At 73.2% G+C, this 24,056-nt stretch carries 23 protein-coding genes and 1 pseudogene; 10 read left to right on the plus strand and 14 right to left on the minus strand.

Annotated features, from left to right (window positions below):
* Positions 1-159: 159 nt before the first annotated feature.
* Positions 160-948: a VOC family protein gene (locus tag ACIGXM_RS31380; protein ID WP_396566867.1), complete on the minus strand. Its 789-nt coding sequence runs from the start codon at positions 946-948 to the stop codon at positions 160-162.
* 115 nt (positions 949-1,063) lie between these two features.
* A complete protein-coding gene (locus ACIGXM_RS31385) occupies positions 1,064-1,594 on the minus strand; it encodes a MarR family winged helix-turn-helix transcriptional regulator (protein ID WP_396566869.1) in 531 nt (176 codons plus the stop codon).
* Positions 1,595-1,709: 115 nt separating this feature from the next.
* On the opposite strand from ACIGXM_RS31385, the gene ACIGXM_RS31390 reads away from it, so the two are divergent.
* From ACIGXM_RS31390 to ACIGXM_RS31405, 4 genes are all read left to right on the plus strand, one after another.
* On the plus strand, positions 1,710-2,990 hold the full coding sequence (locus ACIGXM_RS31390) for an MFS transporter (protein ID WP_396566871.1): 1,281 nt from the start codon (positions 1,710-1,712) through the stop codon (positions 2,988-2,990).
* Between the two features lie 71 nt (positions 2,991-3,061).
* A complete protein-coding gene (locus tag ACIGXM_RS31395) occupies positions 3,062-4,618 on the plus strand; it encodes a dolichyl-phosphate-mannose--protein mannosyltransferase (protein ID WP_396566873.1) in 1,557 nt (518 codons plus the stop codon).
* The gene (locus ACIGXM_RS31400; protein ID WP_396566875.1) at positions 4,618-5,415 is read left to right on the plus strand and encodes an ABC transporter permease; all 798 of its coding nucleotides are present in this window, start codon (positions 4,618-4,620) and stop codon (positions 5,413-5,415) included. The genes ACIGXM_RS31395 and ACIGXM_RS31400 overlap by 1 nt, the downstream gene beginning before the upstream one ends.
* 220 nt (positions 5,416-5,635) lie before the next feature.
* On the plus strand, positions 5,636-6,220 hold the full coding sequence (locus ACIGXM_RS31405; RefSeq protein ID WP_396566932.1) for a TMEM165/GDT1 family protein: 585 nt from the start codon (positions 5,636-5,638) through the stop codon (positions 6,218-6,220).
* A 9-nt stretch (positions 6,221-6,229) separates the two neighbouring features.
* On the opposite strand, the gene ACIGXM_RS31410 is transcribed toward ACIGXM_RS31405, so the two are convergent.
* A complete protein-coding gene (locus ACIGXM_RS31410; RefSeq protein ID WP_396566877.1) occupies positions 6,230-7,285 on the minus strand; it encodes a peptidoglycan-binding protein in 1,056 nt (351 codons plus the stop codon).
* A gap of 181 nt (positions 7,286-7,466) precedes the next feature.
* On the opposite strand from ACIGXM_RS31410, the gene ACIGXM_RS31415 reads away from it, so the two are divergent.
* The gene (locus ACIGXM_RS31415; protein ID WP_396566879.1) at positions 7,467-9,524 is read left to right on the plus strand and encodes an MFS transporter; all 2,058 of its coding nucleotides are present in this window, start codon (positions 7,467-7,469) and stop codon (positions 9,522-9,524) included.
* Between the two features lie 6 nt (positions 9,525-9,530).
* Here the strand turns inward: ACIGXM_RS31415 and ACIGXM_RS31420 are convergent, their stop codons facing one another.
* The 6 genes and pseudogenes from ACIGXM_RS31420 to ACIGXM_RS31445 form a co-directional block, all read right to left on the minus strand.
* Entirely contained in the window at positions 9,531-10,214 is a 684-nt protein-coding gene (locus ACIGXM_RS31420; RefSeq protein ID WP_396566880.1) for a DedA family protein, read from the minus strand.
* 131 nt (positions 10,215-10,345) lie between these two features.
* Positions 10,346-11,134: a class II glutamine amidotransferase gene (locus tag ACIGXM_RS31425; protein ID WP_396566882.1), complete on the minus strand. Its 789-nt coding sequence runs from the start codon at positions 11,132-11,134 to the stop codon at positions 10,346-10,348.
* A 3-nt stretch (positions 11,135-11,137) separates the two neighbouring features.
* Positions 11,138-11,968, minus strand: a complete 831-nt coding sequence (locus ACIGXM_RS31430; RefSeq protein WP_396566884.1) for an amino acid ABC transporter permease — start codon at positions 11,966-11,968, stop codon at positions 11,138-11,140.
* On the minus strand, positions 11,965-12,612 hold the full coding sequence (locus ACIGXM_RS31435; RefSeq protein WP_396566886.1) for an amino acid ABC transporter permease: 648 nt from the start codon (positions 12,610-12,612) through the stop codon (positions 11,965-11,967). Before ACIGXM_RS31435 ends, ACIGXM_RS31430 begins: the two co-directional genes overlap by 4 nt.
* A gap of 5 nt (positions 12,613-12,617) precedes the next feature.
* A complete protein-coding gene (locus ACIGXM_RS31440; protein ID WP_396566888.1) occupies positions 12,618-13,565 on the minus strand; it encodes a glutamate ABC transporter substrate-binding protein in 948 nt (315 codons plus the stop codon).
* A 29-nt stretch (positions 13,566-13,594) separates the two neighbouring features.
* Positions 13,595-14,313: pseudogene (locus tag ACIGXM_RS31445) on the minus strand (amino acid ABC transporter ATP-binding protein).
* A gap of 190 nt (positions 14,314-14,503) precedes the next feature.
* Here ACIGXM_RS31445 and ACIGXM_RS31450 point away from each other — a divergent pair.
* On the plus strand, positions 14,504-15,439 hold the full coding sequence (locus tag ACIGXM_RS31450; RefSeq protein WP_396566889.1) for a LysR family transcriptional regulator: 936 nt from the start codon (positions 14,504-14,506) through the stop codon (positions 15,437-15,439).
* Between the two features lie 202 nt (positions 15,440-15,641).
* Entirely contained in the window at positions 15,642-16,013 is a 372-nt protein-coding gene (locus tag ACIGXM_RS31455) for an antibiotic biosynthesis monooxygenase family protein (protein ID WP_396566891.1), read from the plus strand.
* Between the two features lie 139 nt (positions 16,014-16,152).
* On the opposite strand, the gene ACIGXM_RS31460 is transcribed toward ACIGXM_RS31455, so the two are convergent.
* On the minus strand, positions 16,153-16,536 hold the full coding sequence (locus ACIGXM_RS31460) for a hypothetical protein (RefSeq protein WP_396566893.1): 384 nt from the start codon (positions 16,534-16,536) through the stop codon (positions 16,153-16,155).
* Positions 16,537-16,792: 256 nt separating this feature from the next.
* On the opposite strand from ACIGXM_RS31460, the gene ACIGXM_RS31465 reads away from it, so the two are divergent.
* From ACIGXM_RS31465 to ACIGXM_RS31475, 3 genes are all read left to right on the plus strand, one after another.
* Positions 16,793-18,124, plus strand: coding sequence for a glycosyltransferase family 4 protein (locus tag ACIGXM_RS31465; protein ID WP_396566895.1), 1,332 nt, complete (start codon positions 16,793-16,795; stop codon positions 18,122-18,124).
* Positions 18,125-18,207: 83 nt separating this feature from the next.
* Positions 18,208-18,942, plus strand: a complete 735-nt coding sequence (locus ACIGXM_RS31470; protein WP_396566897.1) for a class I SAM-dependent methyltransferase — start codon at positions 18,208-18,210, stop codon at positions 18,940-18,942.
* Positions 18,939-20,018 carry a prenyltransferase gene (locus ACIGXM_RS31475; RefSeq protein WP_396566899.1) on the plus strand — a complete coding sequence of 360 codons (1,080 nt, stop codon included), beginning with the start codon at positions 18,939-18,941 and terminating at the stop codon, positions 20,016-20,018. The genes ACIGXM_RS31470 and ACIGXM_RS31475 overlap by 4 nt, the downstream gene beginning before the upstream one ends.
* 75 nt (positions 20,019-20,093) lie before the next feature.
* Here ACIGXM_RS31475 and ACIGXM_RS31480 read toward each other — a convergent pair whose 3' ends face one another.
* The 4 genes from ACIGXM_RS31480 to ACIGXM_RS31495 form a co-directional block, all read right to left on the minus strand.
* Positions 20,094-21,158 carry a hypothetical protein gene (locus tag ACIGXM_RS31480; protein WP_396566901.1) on the minus strand — a complete coding sequence of 355 codons (1,065 nt, stop codon included), beginning with the start codon at positions 21,156-21,158 and terminating at the stop codon, positions 20,094-20,096.
* 167 nt (positions 21,159-21,325) lie between these two features.
* Positions 21,326-22,165 carry an N-acetylmuramoyl-L-alanine amidase gene (locus tag ACIGXM_RS31485; RefSeq protein WP_396566903.1) on the minus strand — a complete coding sequence of 280 codons (840 nt, stop codon included), beginning with the start codon at positions 22,163-22,165 and terminating at the stop codon, positions 21,326-21,328.
* 7 nt (positions 22,166-22,172) lie between these two features.
* A complete protein-coding gene (locus ACIGXM_RS31490; RefSeq protein ID WP_396566905.1) occupies positions 22,173-23,177 on the minus strand; it encodes a hypothetical protein in 1,005 nt (334 codons plus the stop codon).
* A gap of 130 nt (positions 23,178-23,307) precedes the next feature.
* Complete coding sequence (locus ACIGXM_RS31495; protein WP_396566906.1) at positions 23,308-23,964, minus strand: class I SAM-dependent methyltransferase; 657 nt, start codon at positions 23,962-23,964, stop codon at positions 23,308-23,310.
* Positions 23,965-24,056 lie beyond the last annotated feature (92 nt).

Here is a 24,056-nt window from a genome sequence, read left to right on the forward strand (position 1 = left end):
AACAAACTACCACCCCCCCCTCCGGGGCTCGGGGGGGTTGGGCCCCCCCACGCGCCCCTGCTGCCCGGGCCCCCCCCCCGGGGGGGGCGGCCCGCCCCGCGCGGGCCGGGCCCGCCGTGCCCGCTCCCGCTCCCGTTCCCGGGCCGGGACGTCAGGACGTCAGGACGGCGTGGGTCCCTGTGCCGCGATGATCCAGAAGGGCCCGCCCTGCGGGTCCCCGATCGAGGCCATCCGCCCGACCGGGCTGTCGAAGGGTGCCGCCAGCAGCGTGCCGCCCGCCTTCACCGCCGCGTCCACCGTGCTGTCGACGTCGTCCACCGAGAAGTAGGTGGCCCAGTGCGAGGGGGTGCCCGGCGGCTGGTTGGCCAGCCCCTGCAGCCCGCCGACGGTCCGCCCGTCGACGTTCAGCGCGAAGTAGCCGTCCATGCCCTCCATCGGGGCGACCCCGACGCCCAGCGCCGCGGGGTAGAAGGACGAGGCGGCGGCCGGGTCGCTGGTGTTGAGCTCGTTCCAGATCACCGCGCCCGGCTCGTTGACGATCTGCGCGCCGAAGAAGTCCAGCGGCTGCCAGACGCCGAAGACCGCGCCGGTCGGGTCGGTGGCGATCAGCATCTTGCCGGCCGTGCCGACCTCCATCGCCGGCACGATCAACGCGCCGCCGGCGCCGGTGATCCGGGCCGCGGTGGCCTCCGCGTCGGCCGAGGAGAGGTAGGTGGTCCAGGCGGTGGGCGGCGGCGGGTTGTCGCCCATCGCCATGGCCGGGCCGATCCCGGCCACCGGCTTGTCGTTCAGGGTGAGGATCGCGTAGCCGCTGAACTCCTCCGGCCCCTTCTCGCCCTGCCAGCCGAAGAGATCGCGGTAGAAGTCGATGGCGGCCTGCTGGTCGGGGGCCATCAGGTCGACCCAGCACGGGGTGCCGGGCGGGTACGGGGTGCTGACCACGGGCATCGGTGTCGCCTCCAGGGCGGAGTGGTCCGGTTGTTGCCCCCCGGCTACACCCTCACCCAGGCTCCCGGGGCCCGCCACTCAGGCCACCGCCGACTCGCGGCGTCCCGGCCGCCCCTCAGGGCGTGCCGTCCTCGATCCGCCGCAGCATCCGCCCGAGCATCCCGGCGAGCACGCCCCGCTCCTGCGGAGCGATGTCCTGGAGCAGCTCCTCCTCGAAGACCGCCGCCATCCGCATCGACTCCAGCCACTTGTCCCGGCCGTTCTCGGTCAGCTCGATGATCACCCGGACCCGGTTGGTCTCGTCGCGCTCCCGGGTCACCAGGTCCTCGGTGACCATCCGGTCGATCCGGTGGGTCATCGCCGCCGGCGTGAGCCCCAGCCGCTTGGCCAGTTCGCTCGGTCCCAGCCGGTACGGGCTGCCCGCGACCACCAGGGCCTTGAGCACCTCCCACTCCGCACTGGTGATTCCGAGCACAGTCAGCTGCCGGCTGTAGGCCACCCCCATCCGCCGGGCGACCCGGGACAGGGAGGACACGATGGTCTCCACCTGCGGGTCCACGGTGGGGAACTCCCGCTGGTAGATGGCGACTTGCTCGGCGATGTCCAGCTCGGTGCCATCCGCCGGCGCGGTTTTGCGTGCGCTCATGCGCCCAGTCTCCCACGTGCGGCTGCCCCGGTTAAGCCTTTGACAGGACAGTCTTACGGTTCTTATATTTTAGCTCTGAAGTCTTGCGGTCCTAATCGTCGAAGGGGTGTCTCCCATGAACCAGCAGAAGTACGGAACGGGCGGCGCCCTGCGCCGGGTGCAGGTCGGCAACGCGCTGAGCGCGTTCGGCAGCGGCTTCACGATGCCGTACATGTTCGTGTACGTGGACCAGGTGCGCGGGCTCGGTTCGCTCGCCGCGGGGCTGGTCTTCACGGTCTTCGCGCTGGCCGCGCTGGTCGTGCTGCCCTTCGCGGGCCGCGGCATCGACCGCTACGGCCCGCGCCCGGTGCTGCTGGCCGGTTGCGCGCTGGCCGCCACCGGCGCGTTCTCCTTCGGCCACGCCACCACCACGACCGGGCTGCTGATCTCCTCGTTCCTGTTCGGCGGCGGGATCACCACCACCCAGCCGGCGCTGGCCACCATGGTGGTCCGCTGCTCCGGCGCGAGGACCCGCTCGCACGCCTTCGCCCTGCAGTTCACCCTGACCAACCTGGGCATGGGCCTCGGCGCGCTGGTCGGCGGCCAGATCGTCGACGCCGCCGACCCGGCCAGCCTGACCCGGCTCTTCACCATCGAGGCGCTCTCGCTGCTCGGCCTGGCCGCGGTCACCGGCACCGCCCGGATCCCGCAGGCGGCGCCGACCCTGGTCGAGGTCCCCGGCGGCCCGAGCGGGCTGCGCGCGCTGGCCGCCGACAAGGCGATGGTCCGGCTCTGCCTGCTGGCCGGGCTGATCTTCTTCACCTGCTACGGCCAGTTCGAGTCCGGCGTCGCGGCCTTCGCCACCGACACCGTGAAGACCGCTCCGGCCACCCTGGGCCTGGCGATCGGCGCCAACGCGCTGACCATCGTGGTGCTGCAGATGTTCATGGTCCGGGTCACCGCCCGGCGCCGGCGCACCACCGCGATGGCCGCCACCGGCGTGATCTGGCTCGGCGCCTGGGGGGCCGCGCTGCTGGCCGGCCTGGTCCGCGGCGAGGCACTGGCCGCGACGATCGCCGTCGTCTCGATCTACGTGCTGTTCGGCGCCGGCGAGTCGCTGCTCGCGCCGACCCTCGGCCCGATCGTCGCCGACCTGGCGCCGGCCCGGCTGCTGGGCACCTACAACTCGGCGTTCGCGCTGGTCAAGCAGCTGGCCATCGCGGTCGGCCCGGCGGTCGGCGTGCTGCTGGTCGGCTCCGGCACCTGGCCGCTCTACCTGGCCGCGATGACCTGCTGCACCCTGCTGGTCATCGCCGTGGCGCTGCGGCTGCGCCGTCACCTCACCCCGGCCCAGGACAACGCCGAGCGGCCGGAGCCCGTCCTCGTGCCGGTCCGCGAGCTGCAGACCGCGGCGTGAGAGGGTGACGCGGGGGGCGGCCGGGGCATAGGGTCGCCCGCGAGATCAAGAGCGTCGACCTCGGTGGTGTCATGGCAGAGACGGTTGTCGCCGAACAGGTAGCCGATCCGCAACCGCCCAGGAGCAGCACCGTGGCATGGACCCGGCGCCTCTCCTGGGCGGCCCGCTACTCCGGCTGGCTCGGCCCGCTCGCGGTCGCGCTCTTCGCCGGGGTGCTGCGGTTCTGGAACCTGGGTTACCCCAACGCGTTCGTCTTCGACGAGACGTACTACCCCAAGGACGCGTGGTCCCTGCTCCACCAGGGCTACGAGGGGTTCTGGACCAGCACCTCGAACGACCAGATCCTGGCCGTGCCGCAGGTCGTCCCGCTGAGCCCCGAGCCGGCCTTCGTGGCCCATCCGCCGCTCGGCAAGTGGGTGATCGCCCTCGGCGAGTGGGTGTTCGGCCTGCACCCGTTCGGCTGGCGGGTGATGGTGGCGCTGCTCGGCACGCTCTCGGTGCTGATGCTGGCCCGGATCGGGCGCCGGCTGTTCCGCTCCACACTGATCGGCTGCACCGCCGCGCTGCTGATGTCGGTGGACGGCCTGCAGCTCGTGATGAGCCGGGTCGGTCTGCTCGACGGCATCCTGATGTTCTTCGTGCTGGCCGCCTTCGGCTGCCTGCTCATCGACCGGGACCACACCCGGGCCCGGCTGGCCGCGCCCGGTGTGGACGGCGACCGGATCCGGCTCGGCCTGCGGCCCTGGCGGCTGGCCGCCGGGCTGCTGCTCGGCGCGGCCTGCTCGACCAAGTGGAACGGCCTGCAGATCCTGGCCGCCTTCGGTCTGCTCACCGTGCTCTGGGACCAGGCCGGCCGGCGGGCCGCGGGTGCCCGCCACCCGCTGCGCAGCATGCTGCGCCGGGACGCGCTGCCCGCCTTCGCCTCGCTGGTCCTGGTGGCGGCGGGGACCTACCTGGCCTCCTGGAGCGGCTGGTTCGCCACCGACAGCGGCTACGACCGGATCTGGGCGCTCGGCCGGACCGGTGGGTTCTTCCCGCCCGCGCTGCGCAGCTGGTGGCACTACCAGGCGGAGATGTACACCTTCAACACCACGCTGACCACCCCGCACACCTACCAGTCCAACCCGTGGAGCTGGCTGGTCCAGGGCCGTCCGGTCAGCATGTACTGGCAGACCGTGCCGACCGGGCAGCAGGGTTGCCACGCCTCCGGCGGCTGCACCACCCAGATCCTGGCGCTGGGTACCCCGCTGCTCTGGTGGCTGGCCTGCTTCGCGCTGGTCTACCTGCTCTGGTGCTGGTTCTTCCGGCGGGACTGGCGCTCCGGCGCGGTGCTCTGCGCGGTGGCCGGGATCTACCTGCCGTGGTTCCAGTTCCAGCAGCGCACCATCTTCTCCTTCTACATGGTGGTGCTGGTCCCGTTCCTCTGCCTGGCCTGTGCCCAGCTGCTCGGCGCGATGCTCGGCCCGGCCGGGTGCGGCCCGCGCCGGCGGGCGGTCGGCGCGGCGGCGGCCGGCGGGCTGGTGCTGGCGGTGATGGGCTGTTTCCTGTACTTCCTGCCGCTCTACACTGCCCAGGTCATTCCGATGACCGATTGGCAGGATCACATGTGGTTCGTCAGCTGGATCTGATGGCGGCACCTCCGGGACTGGCGGCGGGGGCGTCGAGCGGTCAGCTACTGCCGGTCACCCCGCTGCTCTGGGCGACCATGGCGGTGCTGTTGGTGGCGGGGATCGCGGTGGCCGGCTGGGGCATGCTCGGACACGGACGGTCGGTGGCACGGGCCGGCGTGCGGGCGGTGGTCCAGCTGGGCGCGGTCGCCTTCGTGATCACCTGGGTGGTGCACTCGCTCTGGTGGACCGCGCTCTTCGTGCTGGTGATGTTCTCGGTGGCGGTCCGCACCGCCGGGCGGCGGATGACCGACGCCCCCGGCTGGCTCTGGGCCTGGGCGGCGGCGCCGATCGCGGCCGGGGTGCTGCCGGTGCTGGCGCTGCTGCTCGGGCTGCGGCTGCTGCCCTGGCAGGGGCTGTCGATCGTGCCGGTGGCGGGCATCCTGATCGGCGGCGCGCTGACCGCCACCTCGCTGGCCGGGCGGCGCGCGCTGGACGAGCTGACCCAGCGGAACGGCGAGGTGGAGGCCGCCCTGGCGCTGGGCCTCGCCGAGCGGGACGCCCGGCTGGAGATCTGCCGGACGGCCGCCGCGACCTCGCTGGTGCCGGCGCTGGACCAGACCCGCACGGTCGGGCTGGTCACCCTGCCCGGCGCCTTCGTCGGCATGCTGCTCGGCGGGGCCACCCCGCTGGCGGCGGGCGCGGTGCAGCTCTTCGTGCTGATCGCGCTGCTCGCGGTGGAGGGGGTGGCGATTGTGGTGGTGCTGGAACTGGTCGGGCGGGGGCTGGTACGGCGTCCGGTACAGTGGAGGCGTTGAAGGGGAGTAGCCCAGAGCATCCCTCCACCGGACCGTCGACATACTGGCCGCCCTGCTCCCGCAGACGGTGGCCCGGCGCCCGGGACACCAGGTCGGTTCGACCGGGTGTCGGCGAGACCTTCGGCCGCAGTGCTGTGACCATGAACCAGCGCTGTCGGGCCGAGGTCTCTTTTTTTGTCGGACCGCAGGCCGGACAGCCCGACCGTAGGGACACCGACTCCTGATGGACCTGACCGTTTTCGCCGTGACGTTCGGCATCATCTTCCTGGCCGAGCTGCCGGACAAGACCGCACTGGCCGCACTGATGCTCGGCACCCGCTACCGGGCGGCGTACGTCTTCGCCGGGATCGCGGCGGCGATGGCGCTGCAGGTCGGCCTGGCGCTGGCGGCCGGCTCGCTGCTGGCGCTGCTGCCGCACCGCTGGGTCGAGGGGGTCACCGGGGCGCTCTTCCTGGTCGGCGCGGCGATGCTGCTGCTGCACAAGCACGACGAGGAGGCGCACGAGGCCAAGGCACCCTCGTCGAACGGCTTCTGGAAGGTCGCCGGGGCCAGCTTCCTGGTCGTCGCGGTCGCCGAGTTCGGCGATCTGACCCAGATCATGACCGCCAACCTGGCCGCCAAGTACGCCGACCCGCTCTCGGTGGGGCTGGGCGCCTGGCTGGCGCTCTGCGCGGTGGGCGGCCTGGCGGTGCTGGGCGGGCAGAAGCTGCTGAAGCACGTGCCGATGAAGGTGATCATCCGGGTCGCGGCGGCGGCGATGCTGGCGCTGGCGGGGATCAGCCTGGTGGGCGCGGTGACGGGCTGACCGCAGCGGTCAGCAGGTGGCGCCCTGTTGCAGGGCCTGCTGGGTCTGGCTGTCGTACACGCCCCGCTGGTACGAGCCCCAGGGCAGGTTCTCGTCCTGCAGGGTGCTGACCGCGTTCCGGGTGCGTTTGTCGAAGACACCGGAGGTGTAGCGGTCCTGGTCCAGGCAGCCGGCGGCGACCAGCTGGGACTGCAGGGCGGCCACGTCCGGTCCGGTCATCCCCGAGCTCAGGGATTGGAAGGCCGGGCTGGGGGCCGCGCTGGTCGGGGCGGCCGTGGTCGGCGGGGGTGGGGCGGCCGTCGTGGGGGCCGGGGGTGCGCTGGTCCTCGGCGCCGGCGGCGTGGTCGGCCGGGGCGCGGCGACGGTGCGCGGCGCGCTCGGGGCGGCCGGCGCGGTGGTCGCCGGCGCGGCGCTGGCGGTGGGGGAGACGTCGGCCGGCGGGGCGCTCGGGCTCGGCGTCGGGCTGAGGTCGGGGGCGCCGGTCGGCTGCGGGGCGAGCGCCTGCTTGTGGCCGTCGGCCGAGGGGGAGAGCAGGAACGCGACACCGACGCCGACCGCGGCCAGCCCGGCACCGGCGGCGGCCAGCACGCCGGGTCTGCCTCGTCTGGCGGCCCGGCGGGAGGCGGCGCGCCCGGGCGCGGGGGCGGACTCGCCGGCGAGCGGGAAGAGACCCAGCTCGCGCTGGTGCGGCGGGCCCGGCGGCATCGGCGGTACGGGGGGCAACGGCGGCTGGGCCGGTACGGGCGGCAGCACGGTGGTCGCGTGCGCGTCGGCTCGCGGTGCCGCGGGTTCGTACGAGTGCGGTTGGCCGGCGCCGACCGGGGGTAGGACGGTGGTCGCGTGTCCGTCGGCCGTGGGCGGTCCGGCCGGGAACGGCGGGAACGCCGGGAACACCGCCGTCGGGTAGCCGTCGGCCGGCTCCTCGGGCACCTCCGGGGCGTACGGCCGGACCAGCGGCGTCCCGTCCAGCGGCGGCAGCACGGCGGTCTCGGTGACGTCGGGGTGGCAGCCGCAACCGCCGGTGGTCCGATCGGTGCCACATGCGGGGCAGTGCTCTCCCGGCATGGGCCGGCCCTCCTCGGAACGCTGACGGGGTGTGGTCGCGCCCGATTATGCAGGACACCGCTTAAGCCGAACAGTGCGGAGACCCCGTCCGGCACTTACGGATGGCCCAACCAAAGCGCTCATACCATCCCAAATCTGACACGATCAGAAGTCGGAATGATGATCAGCTAGGAGGACTCCGATGGCGGACCTGACGTTGGAGACCGAGCCGCCCGCCTCCCCGGCCCAGCAGCCCGTTCACAACCTCTGGGTACCGATCGGGGCGCTGCTGCTGGCCCTGCTGCTCGCAGCCCTCGACCAGACCATCGTCTCCACCGCGCTGCCCACCATCGTCAGCGACCTCGGCGGCCTGGAGCACCTCTCCTGGGTGGTCACCGCCTACCTGCTGGCCTCCACCGCGGTCACCCCGCTCTGGGGCAAGCTCGGCGACATGTACGGCCGGAAGCGGTTCTTCCAGGCCTCCATCGTGATCTTCCTGGTCGGCTCGGCACTCTGCGGGCTGGCCCAGAGCATGGGTCAGCTGATCGCCTTCCGGGCTCTGCAGGGGCTCGGCGGCGGCGGGCTGATCGTGCTGACCCAGGCGATCGTCGGAGACCTGGTCCCGCCGCGCGACCGCGGCAAGTACCAGGGTCTGTTCGGCGCGGTCTTCGGCGCCACCAGCGTGCTCGGGCCGCTGCTCGGCGGCTTCTTCGTGGACCAGCTCTCCTGGCGCTGGGTCTTCTACATCAACCTGCCGATCGGCGTGGTCGCGCTGGCCGTCATCGCGGTGGTGCTGCACGGCGCCCAGACCCGGCAGCAGCACCGGATCGACTACCCGGGCATCGTGCTGATCGCCGCGGTCGCCACCTGCTTCGTGCTGATGACCTCGCTCGGTGGGGTGACCTGGTCCTGGGGCTCCTGGCGGATCATCGGCCTGGGCGTGCTCGGGGTGGTGCTGCTGGTCGCCTTCGTCGTGGTGGAGCGGAAGGCCGAGGAGGCGGTGCTGCCACCGCGGCTGTTCGTCTCACGGACCTTCAGCCTGGTCGCGGTGATCTCCTTCGTGGTGGGCTTCGCGATGTTCGGCGCGCTCACCTACCTGCCCACCTTCCTCCAGGTGGTGCAGGGCGTCTCGCCCACGCTCTCCGGGGTGCACATGCTGCCGATGGTGCTCGGCATGCTGGTCACCTCGGTCGGTTCCGGTCAGATCGTCGCTCGGACCGGTCACTACCGGGTCTTCCCGATCGCGGGAACGGCCGTGGTGACGGTGGGCCTGGTGCTGCTCTCCCGACTCACCGAGGCCACCTCGACCACCGTGATGAGCCTGTACTTCCTGGTCTTCGGGCTCGGGCTGGGCCTGGTGCTCCAGGTGCTGGTGCTGATCGTGCAGAACTCGGTCGGCTACCAGGACCTGGGGGTGGCCACCGCGGCCGCGACCTTCTTCCGGTCGATCGGTGCCTCCTTCGGCGTCTCGATCTTCGGCACCATCTTCACCAGCGGGCTCAACCACCGGCTCCGGGACGCCCTGGCGGGCGTGCCGCTGCCACCGGGCTTCTCGGCCGGCGCGGTCACCTCCGACCCGCGGGTGCTGCACGCCCTGCCGCCCGCCGTCCGGCACAGCGTGCTGCACGCCTTCGCCGCCTCGATCGCCCACGTCTTCGTCTACGCGGCGCCGATAGCGGCGGCGGCCTTCGTGCTGGCCTGGTTCATCCGGGAGCAGCCGCTGCGGGCCTCCGTCACCGCGCCGGACCTGGGCGAGTCGATCGGCATGAACCCGGTCGAGCGTTCCTCGGTGGACGAGATCGCCCGCGCGCTCTCCGTGCTGAACACCCGGGAGGCGCGCCGTGACCTCTACCGGCGGATCACCGCCGAAGCCGGGCTCGACCTGATGCCCGCGTCCAGCTGGCTGATCCTGCAGATGCACCGGCAGGGCTCGGTGGAGCCCGCCGAGCTGGCCGAGCGCAAGGTCGTCCCGCCGCAGGTGGTGGAGGCCGCCGCCCGGGAGGTCGAGGGACGGGGGCTGGCGCTGCGCAACGGGCTGCCGATGCGGCTCACCGTGGCGGGGGAGGAGGTGGCGAAGCGGCTGGTGGCCGCCCGGCGTCACCAGCTCTCGCAGCTGCTGGGCGACTGGGACGAGAAGCAGTTCGACGACCTGGCCCAGTTGCTGAACCGGCTCAGCACCACGCTCTGCGGTGACGAGCGGGACCGGCCGGACCCGACGCCGGAGCCGCACGTGCCGCACAGCGAGGGGCGCTCGTTCTGAGCCGGCTCAGCGCGCGCGGTCGTCGCCGGTGGTGATCTCGTTCTCGGGTGGCACGGTCTTCGCCCGCCCCTTCCGCCGGGAGAGCAGCAGCGGGAGCGTGGAGACCACCACGATCAGCAGGATCACCGGCAGCAGGTAGTTCTCCGTCCCCGGGAAGGACGCCCCCAACGCCCAGCCGGCCAGCACCGTCCCCTGGGTCCAGGCCAGGCCGCCGATCACCTGCCAGAGCGTGAACGTCCGGGTCGGCACCCGCAGCGCGCCCGCCGCCGGGCCCAGCACGGTGCGCACCATCGGCACGAACCGCCCGAGCACGATCGCCTTGCGGTGCCCGTAGCGCGCCAGCAGCTCCGCGGAGCGGCTCGCGGTGCTCTTCAACCGGGCGCTGCGGCTGTGCGACAGCAGCGCCTGACCGCCGCGCCGGCCGATCACGAACCCCAGCTGGGTCCCCGCGATCGAGCCGACCGCCGCGCAGAGCAGCACCTGCCAGAGGGTGAGGTAGGGCCCGTGGTGGGCGGCGCCGGTCGGGTCGCCGGCGCAGAGCACGCCGGCCGGGAAGAGCAGGGTGTCACCGGGGACGAAGAACCCCACCACCAGCAGCCCGGCCTCGGCGAACGTCACCAGCAGCACCGCGAGGGCGCCGTAGGCGGCGAGCAGGGAGGAGCCGCTCGTGAAGTTGAGCGCCGCGGTCATCAATCACCCCTACCCGGCCACGCGGACGGTGGGCTGCGTGATCTCCTCCCCACTTTAGACCGGCATTCCACGTGCCCGCTTTCGGGTGATGAATATTGATCGTGACCACCCGTTGACGGTGAGCGGTCGAGTCAACACCGGGCGCTCGCGGTCACCTCCGGCCGGCCCGAGCGGACCAGGTGGGTCGAGACGCGCAGGTCACTGCGGTGGATCTCCAGCACGTGGTGGTAGGGCAGCACGGACCAGCCCTCCTCGTGCTGCGGCCCGATGCCGCTGGAGGCGACCACCACCCGGTCGGGCCGTGCCTGGTAGCGCAGCCGGAAGAAGTCCGGGCCGCGGCGCCGGCTCACCTCCGAGTCCGGGTTCTCCTCGGAGTAGGCGTAGAGGGCGTGCTGGGTGAGCAGCAGGCAGTTCAGGCTGGCGAACCGGGCGCGCCCGCGGATGTCGGCGGCGGCCAGGGCGAGGGCGTCGACCGGGTCCTCGGCGTGCAGCCGGGAGAGCACCCGCAGGAAGTACCGCTCCGAGTCGGTCTCCCCGCCGGCGCCGGCCAGCAGGTCGGGGTCTATCAGGTCGTCGACCGCGTCGACGGGTGTGAAGTAGCCGTTGTGCGCGAAGGCGATCGCGCCGGCGCTGAAGGGGTGCGTGTTGTGGGGTTCGGTCGCGAGGCCGGGGCTGGCCATCCGGATGTGCAGGATGGCCGCGTCGGTGACCGAGCCGGCCAGCGTCTCGGGGAACCGCGCGCTCGCGTGGGCGGGCACCAGGTCCCGGGTCACCGCGAGTTCGCCGCCGGCGTGCCAGGCCGCGACGCCCCAGCCGTCGCGGTGTTCCCGGGAGAGCCCGGCGAACGGCTCGATCAGGTCGGTCAGCGAGTCGGCCAACCGCGTCGGGTCGGGCGTGACCACGCCGAGCAGGCGGCACATGTTTCAACCAATCTGATGCGTAGGGGAGTTGCGGGACCAGCCGCGGCGGCGTTCGAGTCGGCTCGCGAGTCCCGACAGGCTCGCGTTGATCAGTACGTAGCAGGCCGCGCCGACCAAGTAGCTCGAGAGCACGGTGTGGTAGTACTCGCCGAGCACCTGGGTCTTGTGCAGCAGCTCCAGGTAGCTGACCACGTAGCCCAGCGAGGAGTCCTTGAGCAGCCGCACCAACTGGCTCACCAGCGCGGGCAGCAGCCCGCGGACGGCCTGCGGGACCACCACCCACCGCAGCGCCTGCCAGTGGGTCATCCCGAGGCTCTGTGCGGCCTCGCCCTGCCCGCGCGGCAGGGCGAGCACGCCGGCCCGGAAGATCTCCGCGATCACCGGCGCGTTGCTCAGCGCGATGGCGAGCACCAGCTGCCAGAAGACCGGGAGGGTCACCCCGGCCCTGGGCAGCGCGAAGAGGAAGACGTAGAGGAGCAGCAGCAGTGGGACGGCCCGGAACAGCTCCACGTAGCCGCGGGCCAGGGCCCGTGCCGCCCCGCTCCGACTGAGTCGGACGAGCGCGAGCAACCCGCCGAACGGGAGGGCGAGCGCTGCGGCGACCACCGTGACCAGCAGCGTCTGCCCGAGCCCGGCCAGCAGGAACTGGATGATCGGCCACTGGCCGTACATCGACCACTGATCGGCCGAGAGCTGTCCGTGGGCGGCGAACTGACGGATCATCAGTGCGGCCAGGCCGACGATCACGACCAGCGAGACGCCGGTCGCGGTCCGGATCCGGCGGCGGGCCCGCGGGCCCGGCGGGTCGAAGAGCAGGCGGCTCTCGTCGCTCATCGTCGGATCGCCACCTTCCGTTCGATCCGCCCGGCGATCAGTCCGGACGTCAGGGTGATCAGGACGTACACCACCGTGGTCACGGCGAAGCTGGTCAGCGGCTGGTCATAGGTGAGCGTCACGAACTCGGCCCGGCCGGTCAGTTCGGCCACGCCGACCGCGGCGGCCAGCGAAGTGCCCAGCGCCACCCCGATGAAGACGTTGGCCAGTGGCTGCACCATCGACCGCAGCGCCTGCGGCAGGATCACCTCGCGGATGCTCTGACCGGCGGTCAGACCGAGGGCGCGGGCCGCCTCGGCCTGACCGATCGGCACCGTCCGGATGCCGGCCCGCACCACCTCGCAGACGAAGGCCGCCCAGTACAGCGCCATCGTCACGGTGACGGTGGCGAAGAGCGAGAACAGCAGGCCGATGTCCGGCAGACCGAAGACGAACAGCACCAGCAGGACCAGCAGCGGGACGTTGCGGAAGACCGTGACGTAGACCGCGGCCACCGCGCGCAGCGGCGGCACCGGGCTGATCCGGAGGACGGCCAGCAGGACGCCCAGCACCAGTGCGCCCGTGAAGGCGAGCCCGGTCATGGCGAGCGTCAGCAGCAGGCCGTGCCCGAGTGACCCGAGGGTGTGGTCGGTTGCCGTGGGCAAGGCCGTCAGCTGCCCTGCGCGGAGCCGATCACCGGCGGGGTCGGCGGGTTGCCGTCCTGCACGGTGCCGATCGTGGCCTTCCAGAGCTTGGCCCACTCGCCGTCGGCCTGGATGGTCTTCAGCCAGTCGTTCACGAAGGTCTTCATCTCGGGCGAGTCGAGCGGCAGGCCGATGCCGTACGGCTCGGTGGTGAACGGCTGGCCGACCACCTTGACCTTCGGGTCCCGGTACTGGTCGCCCAGCAGCAGCGACTGGTCGAGGACGTAGGCGTCCGCGCGGCCCTGCTCCACGGCCTGCTCGCACTCGGCGTTGGTCTGGAACAGGATGACGTGGGCGGTCGGCGCGAACTGCTCGAGGTCGTTGGCGGCGGTCGAACTCGACTCCGTGCAGACCGTCTTGCCGGCCAGGTCGGACACCTTGGTGATGTCGGTGTTCCCCTTGGCGACCAGGATCGCGTCGCCCGAGGAGTAGTACGGCCCGGCGAAGGCGACCTTCTGCGCCCGGGCGGGCGTGATCGTGTAGGTGGCCAGCACGGTGTCGACGGTGCCGTTCTGCAGCAGCGCCTCGCGGGTGTCGGTGCTGACCTCCACCAGGTTGATGGCGGGCTTGCCGAGCACATACCTGGCGAGCATCTGCGCGAGGCCGGCGTCGAAGCCGGTGAGCTTGCCGGAGACCGGGTCCTTGAGGGAGAAGAGCGCCGAGGTGTCGGTCCCGCCGACGTTCAGCGTGCCGCGGGCCTTGATCCTCGCCATCAGGCTGCCGGCCGGGATGGCCGTGGCGGGGGCGACCGGGGCGTCGGCGATCACCTGGTCCAGGCTCTCGCCGGAGGCCGAGCCGGAGCCCGAGTGGGCCGGCGAGGGCAGTGAGCCCGACGAGCCGCCGCACGCCGCGAGGGCGGTGGCCAGGGTGGCGGTCAGCGCGGTGGCGGCCAGGGCGCGCAGGGGCGCTCTCATGTGTGGTGTCCTTGCTCTGTGAGGTGCCGTCAGTGGCTGAGGATCTTGGACAGGAAGTCCCGGGCGCGTTCGGTGCGCGGCGAGCCGAAGAACTCCTCCGGCGTCCCGGTCTCCAGGATTCGGCCGCGGTCCAGGAAGACGATCCGGTCGGCGGCGCGGCGCGCGAAGCCCATCTCGTGGGTGACCACGAGCATCGTCATCCCCTCGGCGGCCAGCTCGACCATGACGTCGAGCACTTCCTTGATCATCTCCGGGTCGAGTGCCGAGGTCGGCTCGTCGAAGAGGAGCAGCCGGGGGTCCATGGCCAGCGCGCGGGCGATCGCCACCCGCTGCTGCTGCCCGCCGGACAGCTGGGCCGGGTACGCGTCGGCCTTGTCCGCGAGCCCGACCCGCGCGAGCAGTTGGCGCGCCCGGTCGGCGGCCTCCCGGCGCGGCACGCCGTTGACCCGGACCGGTGCGAGGGTGATGTTCTCCAACACGGTCCGGTGACCGAAGAGGTTGAACGACTGGAAGACCATGCCCACCTGGGCGCGCAGCCGGGCCAGTTCGCGGCCCTCGGCGGGCAACGGCACCCCGTCGAGGGTGATCGACCCGGAGTCGATGGTCTCCAGCCGGTTGACGCACCGGCAGAGCGTCGACTTGCCGGAGCCGGAGGCGCCGAGCAGCACCACCACCTCGCCGGTGTGGACGTCGAGGTCGATGTCGTGCAGGACCTGCTGGTCGCGAAGGACTTGTTCACCTTCTCCAGGCGTACGAGCGCGGTCGCGGCGTCAGGACGCACCGGACCGTTCACCCCCTCTCCGCTGTTGTCTCGTGCTCGCTCTTGCCGCGTTCCTTGATCCGCTCGGATCCGCGTCCGCACAGCATGGCGGCGGTGTAACTCATATGTCCAGTAGAGCTTTTTGGGTGTATTGATAAACGTTGTTTATTCTTACCGCGTGTTCGACATCCGCCAGCTCCAGGTCCTCACCGAAGTCGCCCGAACCGGCACCTACACGGCCGCCGCCGACGCCCTCGGCTACAGCCAGCCCGCCATCAGCTACCAGATGCGGACCCTGGAACGGACGGTCGGCGCCGCGCTGGTCACCAGGAGCGGGCGCGGAATCCGGCTCACCCAGGTCGGGCAGGCCCTCGCCCGGCACGCCGACACGGTGCTCGCCGCCCTGCGCACCGCCGAGGACGAGGTGGCGGCGCTGACCTCGACCGGCGGCGGCCGGGTGCGGCTGGCCGCGATGCAGAGCGGCTGCGTGGCCCTGGTGCCGGCGGCGCTGGGCGCGCTGCGGCGGACCCATCCGGAGCTGGAGGTGGTGGTCACCCAGACCGAGTGTCCGGTCTCGCACCGGTTGGTGATGGGTGGTGAGGTCGAGCTGGCCATGATGTGCGACCTGGAACTCGACCAGATCGACGGCCAGGGCGTGCTCCCCGATCCGCGGCTGCTGCGGCTGCCGCTGCTCAGCGACCGCCGGTGCGTGCTGCTGCCCGCGGACCATCCGCTGGCCGCCTCGCCGACCGTCGCGCTGGCCGACCTCGCCGACGAACGCTGGGTCCTGGAGAGCGGCCGGGCCCGCTTCCTCGCCGCCTGCCAGGACGCCGGATTCACCCCGCGGATCGCCGCCACCTCGGACGACCAGCTGACCATCCACTGCCTGGTGGCCAACCGGATCGGAGTGGCGATCATGAACGAACTCGGCGTCGGCGCGCACATCGACCCCCGCGTGGTGGCCCGCCCACTGCGGGACTGGCCGGCCCGCCGGATCTTCGCCCTGCTCTGGCCGGACATGGTCCGCGTCGCCCCGGTCGCCGCGCTGCTGGACTCCCTGCGCGCGACGGCCGACGACCACGGCCGCCGCCTCCCCGCGGTCGACGCGCACTGACGGTGCGTCACCGGCGGCGACGGCCCGCGACCCCGCGGTCGCGCTCGACGCCGGCGGCGGGGCGGCGGTGACGGTGGACCAGTCGGGCCGCGTCCCGCCGGTCGACCCGGCTCGGCGGTCGACCGGCTCGGGGGTCAGCAGTGGCGTCGGGGCGGTCGTCCTCACGCTTCTTTGACCGTCGGATGTAGGAGACTGCTCGCACATGGTCCGGATCGGGTGCCCAGGTCGGGCCCCTGCCAACGAGAGGTGTCATGTGCCCAGCGTCGTGAAGATCAACGTGCTGACCGTCCCCGCGGAGCAGCGGGAGGTGTTGGAGCAGCGGTTCGCCTCGCGGGCCGGGGCGGTGGAGAGCTCGGACGGATTCGAGTGGTTCGAACTCCTCCGCCCGGTGGAGGGAACCGATCAGTACCTGGTGTACACGCGGTGGGCGTCCGAGGAGGCGTTCCAGGCGTGGATGACCGGGCCGATGCAGGCGGCGCACCGGCCGGCCGGGGACGGGGCGCAGAAGCCGGCGGCCTCGGGGTCGACGCTGTGGTCGTTCGAGGTGGTTCAGTCGACCGGCCCGAAGGCCTGAGGCGAGGGGGCGGAGGGTCCGGGGTCGGCGGGGCGGCCCCGGACCGGGGGGTCGAAGTCCAGCACCGGGTCGACCCGCTCGCGGCCCGGCCGGGCAGGGGTGTTGGCGCAGAGCGCGAGGAAGTCACCGGTGGTGCCGGTCAGTGCCCCGCCCGCCGGTCGCCGCTGCTCTCGGGGCGCTGACCGGCCTGGCCGCGCTTGCGGTTGAGGCTGATGAAGAGGCCGCCGCCGATGCCGGCCAGGGCACCGACGCCCGCCATCCAGAGCGGGGAGGAGTCGCTGCCGCTCTTCTTCGCCGCCGCGCTCTGCCGCGGCGCCGGCCCGGCCGCGGTGAGCTGGGCGACCAGGTCGGTGCCGCCGGAGTCGCGCGGGTCGTGGCCGGTCGCCTGGGCGGCCAGCGCGGGGCCCGCGGCGAGACCGACCAGCACCGCGGCGGTGGCGACGGCGGCCGCGCCGCGCGCGGCGGAGCGCCGCCGGGGGGCCCAGGTCGTCGTGACGGCACCGGTGCGGACGGCGGGGAGCATGCGGGGTCGGCCTTTCGAGCGGCGGCTGGGGTCGCGCACCGCGGAACGGGCGCGGGCGGGATTTCCCGACCCTATCCGGAGCCCTCCGGGCGCACGGCATCCGGTTGGGCGGTGCCCCGGTGGCCGGTCCGTCCCAGCGTGTCCGGAATCACCAACCCTGGCTCCGATGCGGAAGCTACGGGCCGGTATCTTCGAGGTCTCTCAATGACGAACTGCGCACCACCGTGACAATTGATCTGGGCAGAAGGGTCCGAGCATGACGGGGCAGCCACCCTCCACGGCCGACCGGCGTCCGCTGCGGATCGCACTGCTGTCCTACCGGGGTGACCCGTTCTGCGGTGGCCAGGGCGTCTACGTCCGGCACCTGTCGCGGGAGCTGGCCCGGCTGGGCCACCACGTGGACGTGATCGGCGCGCAGCCGTTCCCGGTGCTGGACGAGGTCGCCGGGCCCGGCTCGGTCCGCCTGGTGGAGCTGCCCAGCCTCGACCTCTACCGCGCCGACGACCCGTTCCGCACCCCCGCCCTGTCCGAGTACCGCGGACCGGTGGACCTGCTGGAGGTCGCCACGATGTGGACCGGCGGGTTCCCCGAGCCGCTCACCTTCTCGCTGCGCGCCCGGCAGTACCTGGCCGCGCACAAGGGCCGCTACGACGTGGTGCACGACAACCAGACCCTCGGCTACGGCCTGCTCGGCCTGGCCCGGCACGGCTTCCCGCTGGTCACCACGATCCATCACCCGGTCACCGTGGACCGCCGGTTGGAGCTGGAGGCGGCCCCCACCCCGCTCAAGCGGCTCTCGCTGCGCCGCTGGTACGCCTTCACCCGGATGCAGCGCCGGGTGGCCGCCCGGCTGGACCAGGTGATCACCGTCTCCGGCAGCTCCCGGACCGAGATCACCGAGCAGCTCGGGGTGGCCCCGGGCGCGGTCTCGGTGGTGCCGATCGGTGCGGACACCCGGCTCTGGTCGCCGTCCGACGAGGTCCCGGTGGTGCCCGGCCGGATCGTCGCCACCTCCAGCGCGGACGTCCCGCTGAAGGGGTTGGTGTACCTGGTGGAGGCCCTGGCGAAGGTGCGCACCGAGCGGGACGCCCACCTGGTGGTGGTCTGCAAGAAGCAGGGCCAGGGCCCGGTCGCGGACGCCGTGCGCCGGTTCGGCCTGGAGCCGTTCATCGACTTCCGCACCGGGCTGACCGACCAGGAGCTGGTGGACCTCTACCGCTCGGCCGAGGTGGCCTGCGTGCCCTCGCTGTACGAGGGGTTCTCGCTGCCCGCCGCCGAGGCGATGGCCACCGGAACCCCGCTGGTCGCCACCACCGGCGGGGCGATCCCCGAGGTGGCCGGCCCGGACGAGGAGACCTGCCTGGCCGTGCCGCCGGGCGATCCGGGTGCGCTGGGGCAGGCGCTCGGCCGACTGCTGGACGATCCGGGGCTGCGCGCGCGGCTCGGCGCGGCGGGCCGGCGGCGGGTGCTGGAACGATTCACCTGGGAGCGCGCCGCCGAGCTGACCGTCGACCGCTACCGGGCGGCCATCGCCACCGGCGTCGGGCAGCGTGCCCGGGCCGGAGCCGGCTGGCGCTACGTCGCCTGACCGTGGGGTTGCCGCGGCATGCCTGACCCGTCGTCACCCCCCCCAGTACCCTCAGTGATGCAGTAACGAATGGGAGTCCCGCTGTGCTGACCGTCGACTTCTCCCGCTTCCCGCTCGCCCCTGGCGACCGGGTGCTCGACCTGGGGTGCGGCGGTGGCCGGCACGCGTTCGAGTGCTACCGCCGCGGCGCCAACGTGGTCGCCCTGGACCAGAACGCGGCGGAGATCGCCGAGGTCCGGAAGTGGTTCGACGCGATGGCCGCGGCCGGCGAGGCCCCGGCCGGCGCCTCCGCGACCGCGATGGAGGGCAACGCGCTGGCGCTGCCGTTCGAGGACGAGTCCTTCGACAAGATCATCATTTCCGAGGTGATGGAGCACATCCCGGACGACAAGGGCGTGCTCGCCGAGATGACCCGGGTGCTGAAGCCGGGCGGGCTGCTCGCGGTGACCGTGCCGCGCTGGCTGCCGGAGAAGATCTGCTGGGCGCTCTCCGACGAGTACCACGAGGTCGAGGGCGGCCACATCCGGATCTACCGCGGCGACGAGCTGCTCGACAAGCTGCGCGAGGCCGGGCTCAACCCGTACGGCACGCACCACGCGCACGCGCTGCACTCGCCGTACTGGTGGATCAAGTGCGCGGTCGGCGTCGACAACGAGAAGGCGCTGCCGGTCAAGGCCTACCACCAGCTGCTGGTCTGGGACATCGTCGGCACCCCGGTGATCAGCAAGCTGACCAAGGCCGCCGAGGCCGCGCTCAACCCGGTGATCGGCAAGAGCTTCGTCGCGTACGCGAGCAAGCCGAACCGGGCCGGCGCATGACGACGGCGGACGGGCTGGCCACGCCCGAGACCCTGCTGCTGCCCGGTGTGCTGGACGCCGGGCAGGCCGCCGCCACGGTCCGCAGCATCCTCGCCGAGCAGCGCCCGGACGGCGCGATACCGTGGTTCACCGGCGGTCACCTGGACCCGTGGGACCACACCGAGGCCGCCATGGCGCTGGACGCGGCCGGCGAGCGCGCCGCCGCCGAGGCCGCCTACCGCTGGCTGGCGGACCGGCAGAACCCGGACGGTTCCTGGTACGCGGGCTACTTCGGTGACGGCGCCGAGCTGGTGAGCAACCCGGCCAAGGAGACCAACTTCTGCGCCTACGTGGCGGTCGGCGTCTGGCACCACCACCTCAGCACCGGGGACGACGCGTTCCTGGAGCGGATGTGGCCGGTGGTCCGCCGCGCACTGGACTTCACGGTCGGCCTGCAGCTGCCCGGCGGCCCGATCGCCTGGCGGCTCGACGAGGACGGCAGCGCCGTCCAGGAGGCCCTGCTGACCGGCTCGTCCAGCATCCTGCACGCCCTGCGCTGCGGCCTGGCCATCGCCGAACACCTCGAGGAGCCGCAGCCCGACTGGGAGCTGGCCACCGGCCGGTTGCGGCACGCGGTGGCCCATCACCCCGAGCGGTTCCTCGACAAGGACCGTTACTCGATGGACTGGTACTACCCGGTGCTGGGCAGCGCGCTGCGCGGTCCGGCGGCGCACGCCCGCCTGGCCGCCGGCTGGGAGCGCTTCGTGGTGCCGGAGCTGGGCGTCCGCTGCGTCAGCGACCGGCCCTGGGTGACCGGCGGCGAGAGCGCCGAACTCGCGCTCGCGCTCTGGGCGGTGGGCGAGTCCGACCGGGCGGTGGAGATCCTGCGCTGGATCCAGCACCTGCGGCACGAGGACGGCTCGTACTGGACCGGGTACGTCTTCGAGGACGACGCCCGCTGGCCCGTGGAGCGCACCACCTGGACGGCCGGCGCGCTGCTGCTCGCGGTGGCCGCGCTGGGCGGGGACCCGGCGACGGTCGCGGTGTTCGGCGCCGACCAGCTGCCGGTGGGCCTGACGCCGGAGGGCTGCTGCTGAGCGGTCGGTGCGGACGACGGACGGGCCCGGCGGGAGGTTCTCCCGCCGGGCCCGTCCGCGCTCGCGTGCGGCGGGTCAGCCGCGCTGGATGCCCGAGGTGTCGGTCAGCAGGCCCTGGGTGCCGTCCTGCAGCTGGGCGACCAGGGCGCTGCCGCGCTGGTCCACCGCGAGGTACCAGGTGCCCGGGAGCAGCTCGCCGACCGCGGGGCCGGGCGTGCCGTCCTTCGGGGTGAGCTGGCGCGGGACCGGCACGGCGAACCAGAACGGCGCGAAGTCGGCCGGCCGGGCGGCCTCCGGCTCGGCGGCGGCCGGCGCCGGCTCGGGGGTCGACGCCGCGGGCTGCGCCTGGGCGGCGGGCTGGGTGAAGGGGTTCTCCGGTGCCGGGGTCGGCTGGGCGAAGGGGTTCTCCTGCGCCTGGGCGGGCTGGGCGAAGGGGCTCTCCTGCGCCGGAGCGGGCTGGGCGAACGGGTTCTCCTGTGCCGGGGTCGGCTGGGCGAACGGGCTCTCCTGGCCGGGGGCCGGGTAGCCGTAGCCGCCCGGGACCGGCTGGCCGCCGAAGGTCTGACCGTTCGCCTGGCCCTGGGCCTGGCCCTGGTTCGCGCCGGGCATGCCCGGGTAGCCGTAACCGGTCTGCTGCGGGCCGCCGGGGTAGCCGCCGGTCGCGCCGGGGTAGCCGACCTGCGCCGGGGCGGCGGGCTTGTCGGAGAGCAGCGGGGTCTGCAGCACGGGGAGCAGCGGCCCGGCCACCGCGGCGCCGGCCAGCACCAGCGTGGCCAGCAGGCCCAGGTAGGCGCCGATGCTGTGGCTCACGGCCGAGCCGCCGCCGCCGAGCGCCCAGATCGCGGTCCACAGCGCGGCCACCGAGAACGCGGTGCCCCACTGGTCCAGCCGCAGTCCGAGGATCTGCCGGGTCTTCGCCGCCTCGCCCTGGAACCGCTGCAGCAGGATCAGCGCGGCGGCCGCGATGCCGAGCAGGTAGATCGACGGGAGCACCGGGAACAGGGAGGTGTCCCAGGCGCTGTTGGACTGGCAGCTGTTGAGCAGGCAGACCGAGTAGTACGGCAGGAACGATGAGATGAGAAGCAGGACCGCCGCACCCGCGACGGCGGCGTCTCCCTTGGTGAGAGCGCGCAGATTCACTAACGTTCCCCTCGTTGGTGTGTCGTGGACGGCGTGACGGGCTGTGATTGTACTGACGACCAGCACAGTCGGCCCGGCACCGAGCCTATGGCCCGTGGATTCGGCCGCCGACAGGGGGCTCGCGGGCGGCGGCGTGGCGGAGGGCCGGCCGGTCTGGTGACACCGGGTCAGCCGGCGTCGCCGGTGAGGTAGGCGGTGAAGCCGTTCGCGATGCCCTGGGCCGCCTGCTGGCGCCACTGAGGATCGGTCAACCGCTGGGCGTCACCGGCGTTGCGCATGTTGCCGCACTCGATGAAGACCTTGGGCACCTTGGACAGGTTCAGCCCACCGAGGTCACCGCGGGTGTCCAGGCCCTGGTCGGCGACGTAGTCGGCGAACTGCTCGCCGGTGGCGGCCTTGAAGTCGTCCCGGATCAGCAGCCCGAGCCGGCGGGACGGTCCGACGATCGCCGTGGTGTCGGCCTGTCCGGCCACCACGGTGGCGGGCAGGATCACGTGGAACCCGCTGCCGGAGGCCGGTCCGCCGTCGGCGTGGATCGAGATGGCGGCGTCCGCGTGGGCGTTGTTGCCGATGGCCGCGCGCTCGGTGACGCAGGGGCCCCAGGGGCGGTCGCCGTCCTGGGTGAGGATCACGGTCGCGCCCTCGGCCCGGAGCAGGGCGCGGACCCGGTGGGCGACGTCCAGGGTGTAGGCGGCCTCGGTGTAGCCGGCGTCGGTCTCGGTGCCGGTGGTGTCGCACTCCTTGTGGCCGTTGCCGACGTCCACCTGCTGGTTGATCTCGGTGGTGTGGTCGACGTTGCCGGGGTTGTGGCCCGGGTCGAGGACCACGGTCCTGCCCGCCAGCGGCTCGGCGGCGGACGCGCTCGGGGCGGACGAGGCGGTGGCGGTGGGCGGCCGTGCCGCGGGGGTACTGCCGGCGGCGGTTCCGCAGCCGGTCAGGCCGGCCAGGCAGAGCGGGGCGGCGAGCAACAGCCGCAGGGCGGGGGAACGGAGGTGCGAATGGTTCACGGGCGCGTCAGATCCTGTCCGTACTGGGGGACTGCAGGCCGTAGGTGGGGGCGAGCTGGCCCCACCAGGTGACGAACTGCTGCTTGTTCTGAGTGGCGAGCTCGGAGCTGGTGTCGGCGTTCTGCTTGTCCGTGGTGGTCGGGGCCATCCCGCTGCACCCGCTGACACTCCTGGCCCAGCTGGCGTACGAGGTGTCGGCGTCGCCGGCCTGCTGCCAGGCGGTCGACAGGTACTGGGCCGCCGCCGCTCCGCCGGGCAGGTCGTTGAGGTCGAGCTTGCTCAGCTTGCCGAGCAGCGGGGCGAGCCGGGTGACGTCCGAGGTGAAGACCTGCACGTCGCCGTCGATGATGGGCTTCGCCGGGCAACTGGCCACCTGCGCCACCGTGTTGCTGATCGAGGTCGGGGGCGCGGCCCCCGTCAGCAGGTCGTTCAGCGCCTGGGCCTCGGCCTGGGCGTTCGGTCCGGGCGCGCCGCCGCTCGGGACGGCGCTCGGGCTCGGCGTCGTGCCGGCACCGCCGGACGTGGCGCCGGTGGTGGCCGGGGGCGAGGCGACGGTGGGCGGGGGCGCGGCGTTGAGCGGGGGCCGGGCGCTGCCCGCGGTGCCGGAGCCGTGCTGCAGGGCCAGCACGCCGCCGGCGCCGACGCCCACGGCCAGCAGCAGGCCGGCACCGATCAGCAGTGGATTGCGGCGGGAGCCGGGGCGCGGCCCGGGCGTGTCACCCGGCGGCCGAGCGGGCGGCGCGGGGGCGGTGGCCGGTGGTGGCGGGACGCTGGCCGGCGGCGCCGGGTGGTACTCGGGCGCGGGGGGAGCGGCCGGCATCGGGCGGTGCCCGGGTACCGGGGGCGGGGGAAGCGGCGGCGCGGCCGGGGGGCTCGGGCGCCGGGCGGTGGACTGCTCCGGTTCGGCCGCCGTCCCCGCGCCCGGGCGTGCCGGCCGGACCCAGCCGCCCGCGCCGCCCGCCGCGGTGGGATCCCAGACCGCCGGGATCGGCTCGCTCCGCTGCTCCGTCATTCGCTGGCCCCCGCCTTCACGCCTCGGCTGCTCGGCGGACGCCCGTCGGTGGTGCCGGGGACGTCCGCCGACACCGTACCGGCCGGGGCCTTGCGAGCGGGTGTCGCCGCTCGGGAAACCGGCGTGGCCGCTACCCGAGGGCCGGCCGGCGCAGCACCCGCAGCGAGCCGGTCACCGAGACCTCCGCGAAGCCGTCCGCGAGTGCCCGCAGGTAGACCCGGTACGGCGCCTGGCCGCCGTCCGCCGGGTCGGGGAAGACGTCGTGGATCACCAGCAGCCCGCCCTCGGCGAGCTTCGGCGCCCAGCCCAGGTAGTCGCCGGTGGCGTGCTCGTCGGTGTGCCCGCCGTCGATGAAGACCAGGCCGAGCGGGCCGCCCCAGACCGCCGCGACCTGCGGCGAACGCCCGACCAGGGCGATCACGTGCTGCTCCAGCCCGGCGGCGTGCAGGGTGCGGCGGAACCGGGGGAGGGTGTCCATCAGGCCGACCTCGGGGTCGACCAGCGACGGGTCGTGGTACTCCCAGCCGGGCTGCTGCTCCTCGGAGCCGCGGTGGTGGTCGACGGTCAGCGCCACCGTCCCGGTCTCCCGCGCGGCGGCGGCCAGCAGGATCGCCGAGCGGCCGCAGTAGGTGCCGATCTCCAGCAGGGGCGACCCGGTCCGGGTGGCCGCCTCGACGGCCGCCGCGTACAGCGCGAGGCCCTCGTCGGCGGGCATGAAGCCGGTCGCCGCCTCGAACGCCGCGAGCACCTCGGGGGCGGGGGCGCTGCTGGCCAGGGTGTCGGTCATGCTGCTCCTGTCGTGGTGCCGGCGGCTCTGTCCGGGACCTTACTCGATCGTCGTCGCTCCCCTTCTACTGGCTGGTAGCCCCCGGGTCCGGG

Source organism: Kitasatospora sp. NPDC052896, assembly GCF_044547075.1.
In the GTDB taxonomy this organism is placed as follows: Bacteria; Actinomycetota; Actinomycetes; order Streptomycetales; family Streptomycetaceae; genus Kitasatospora.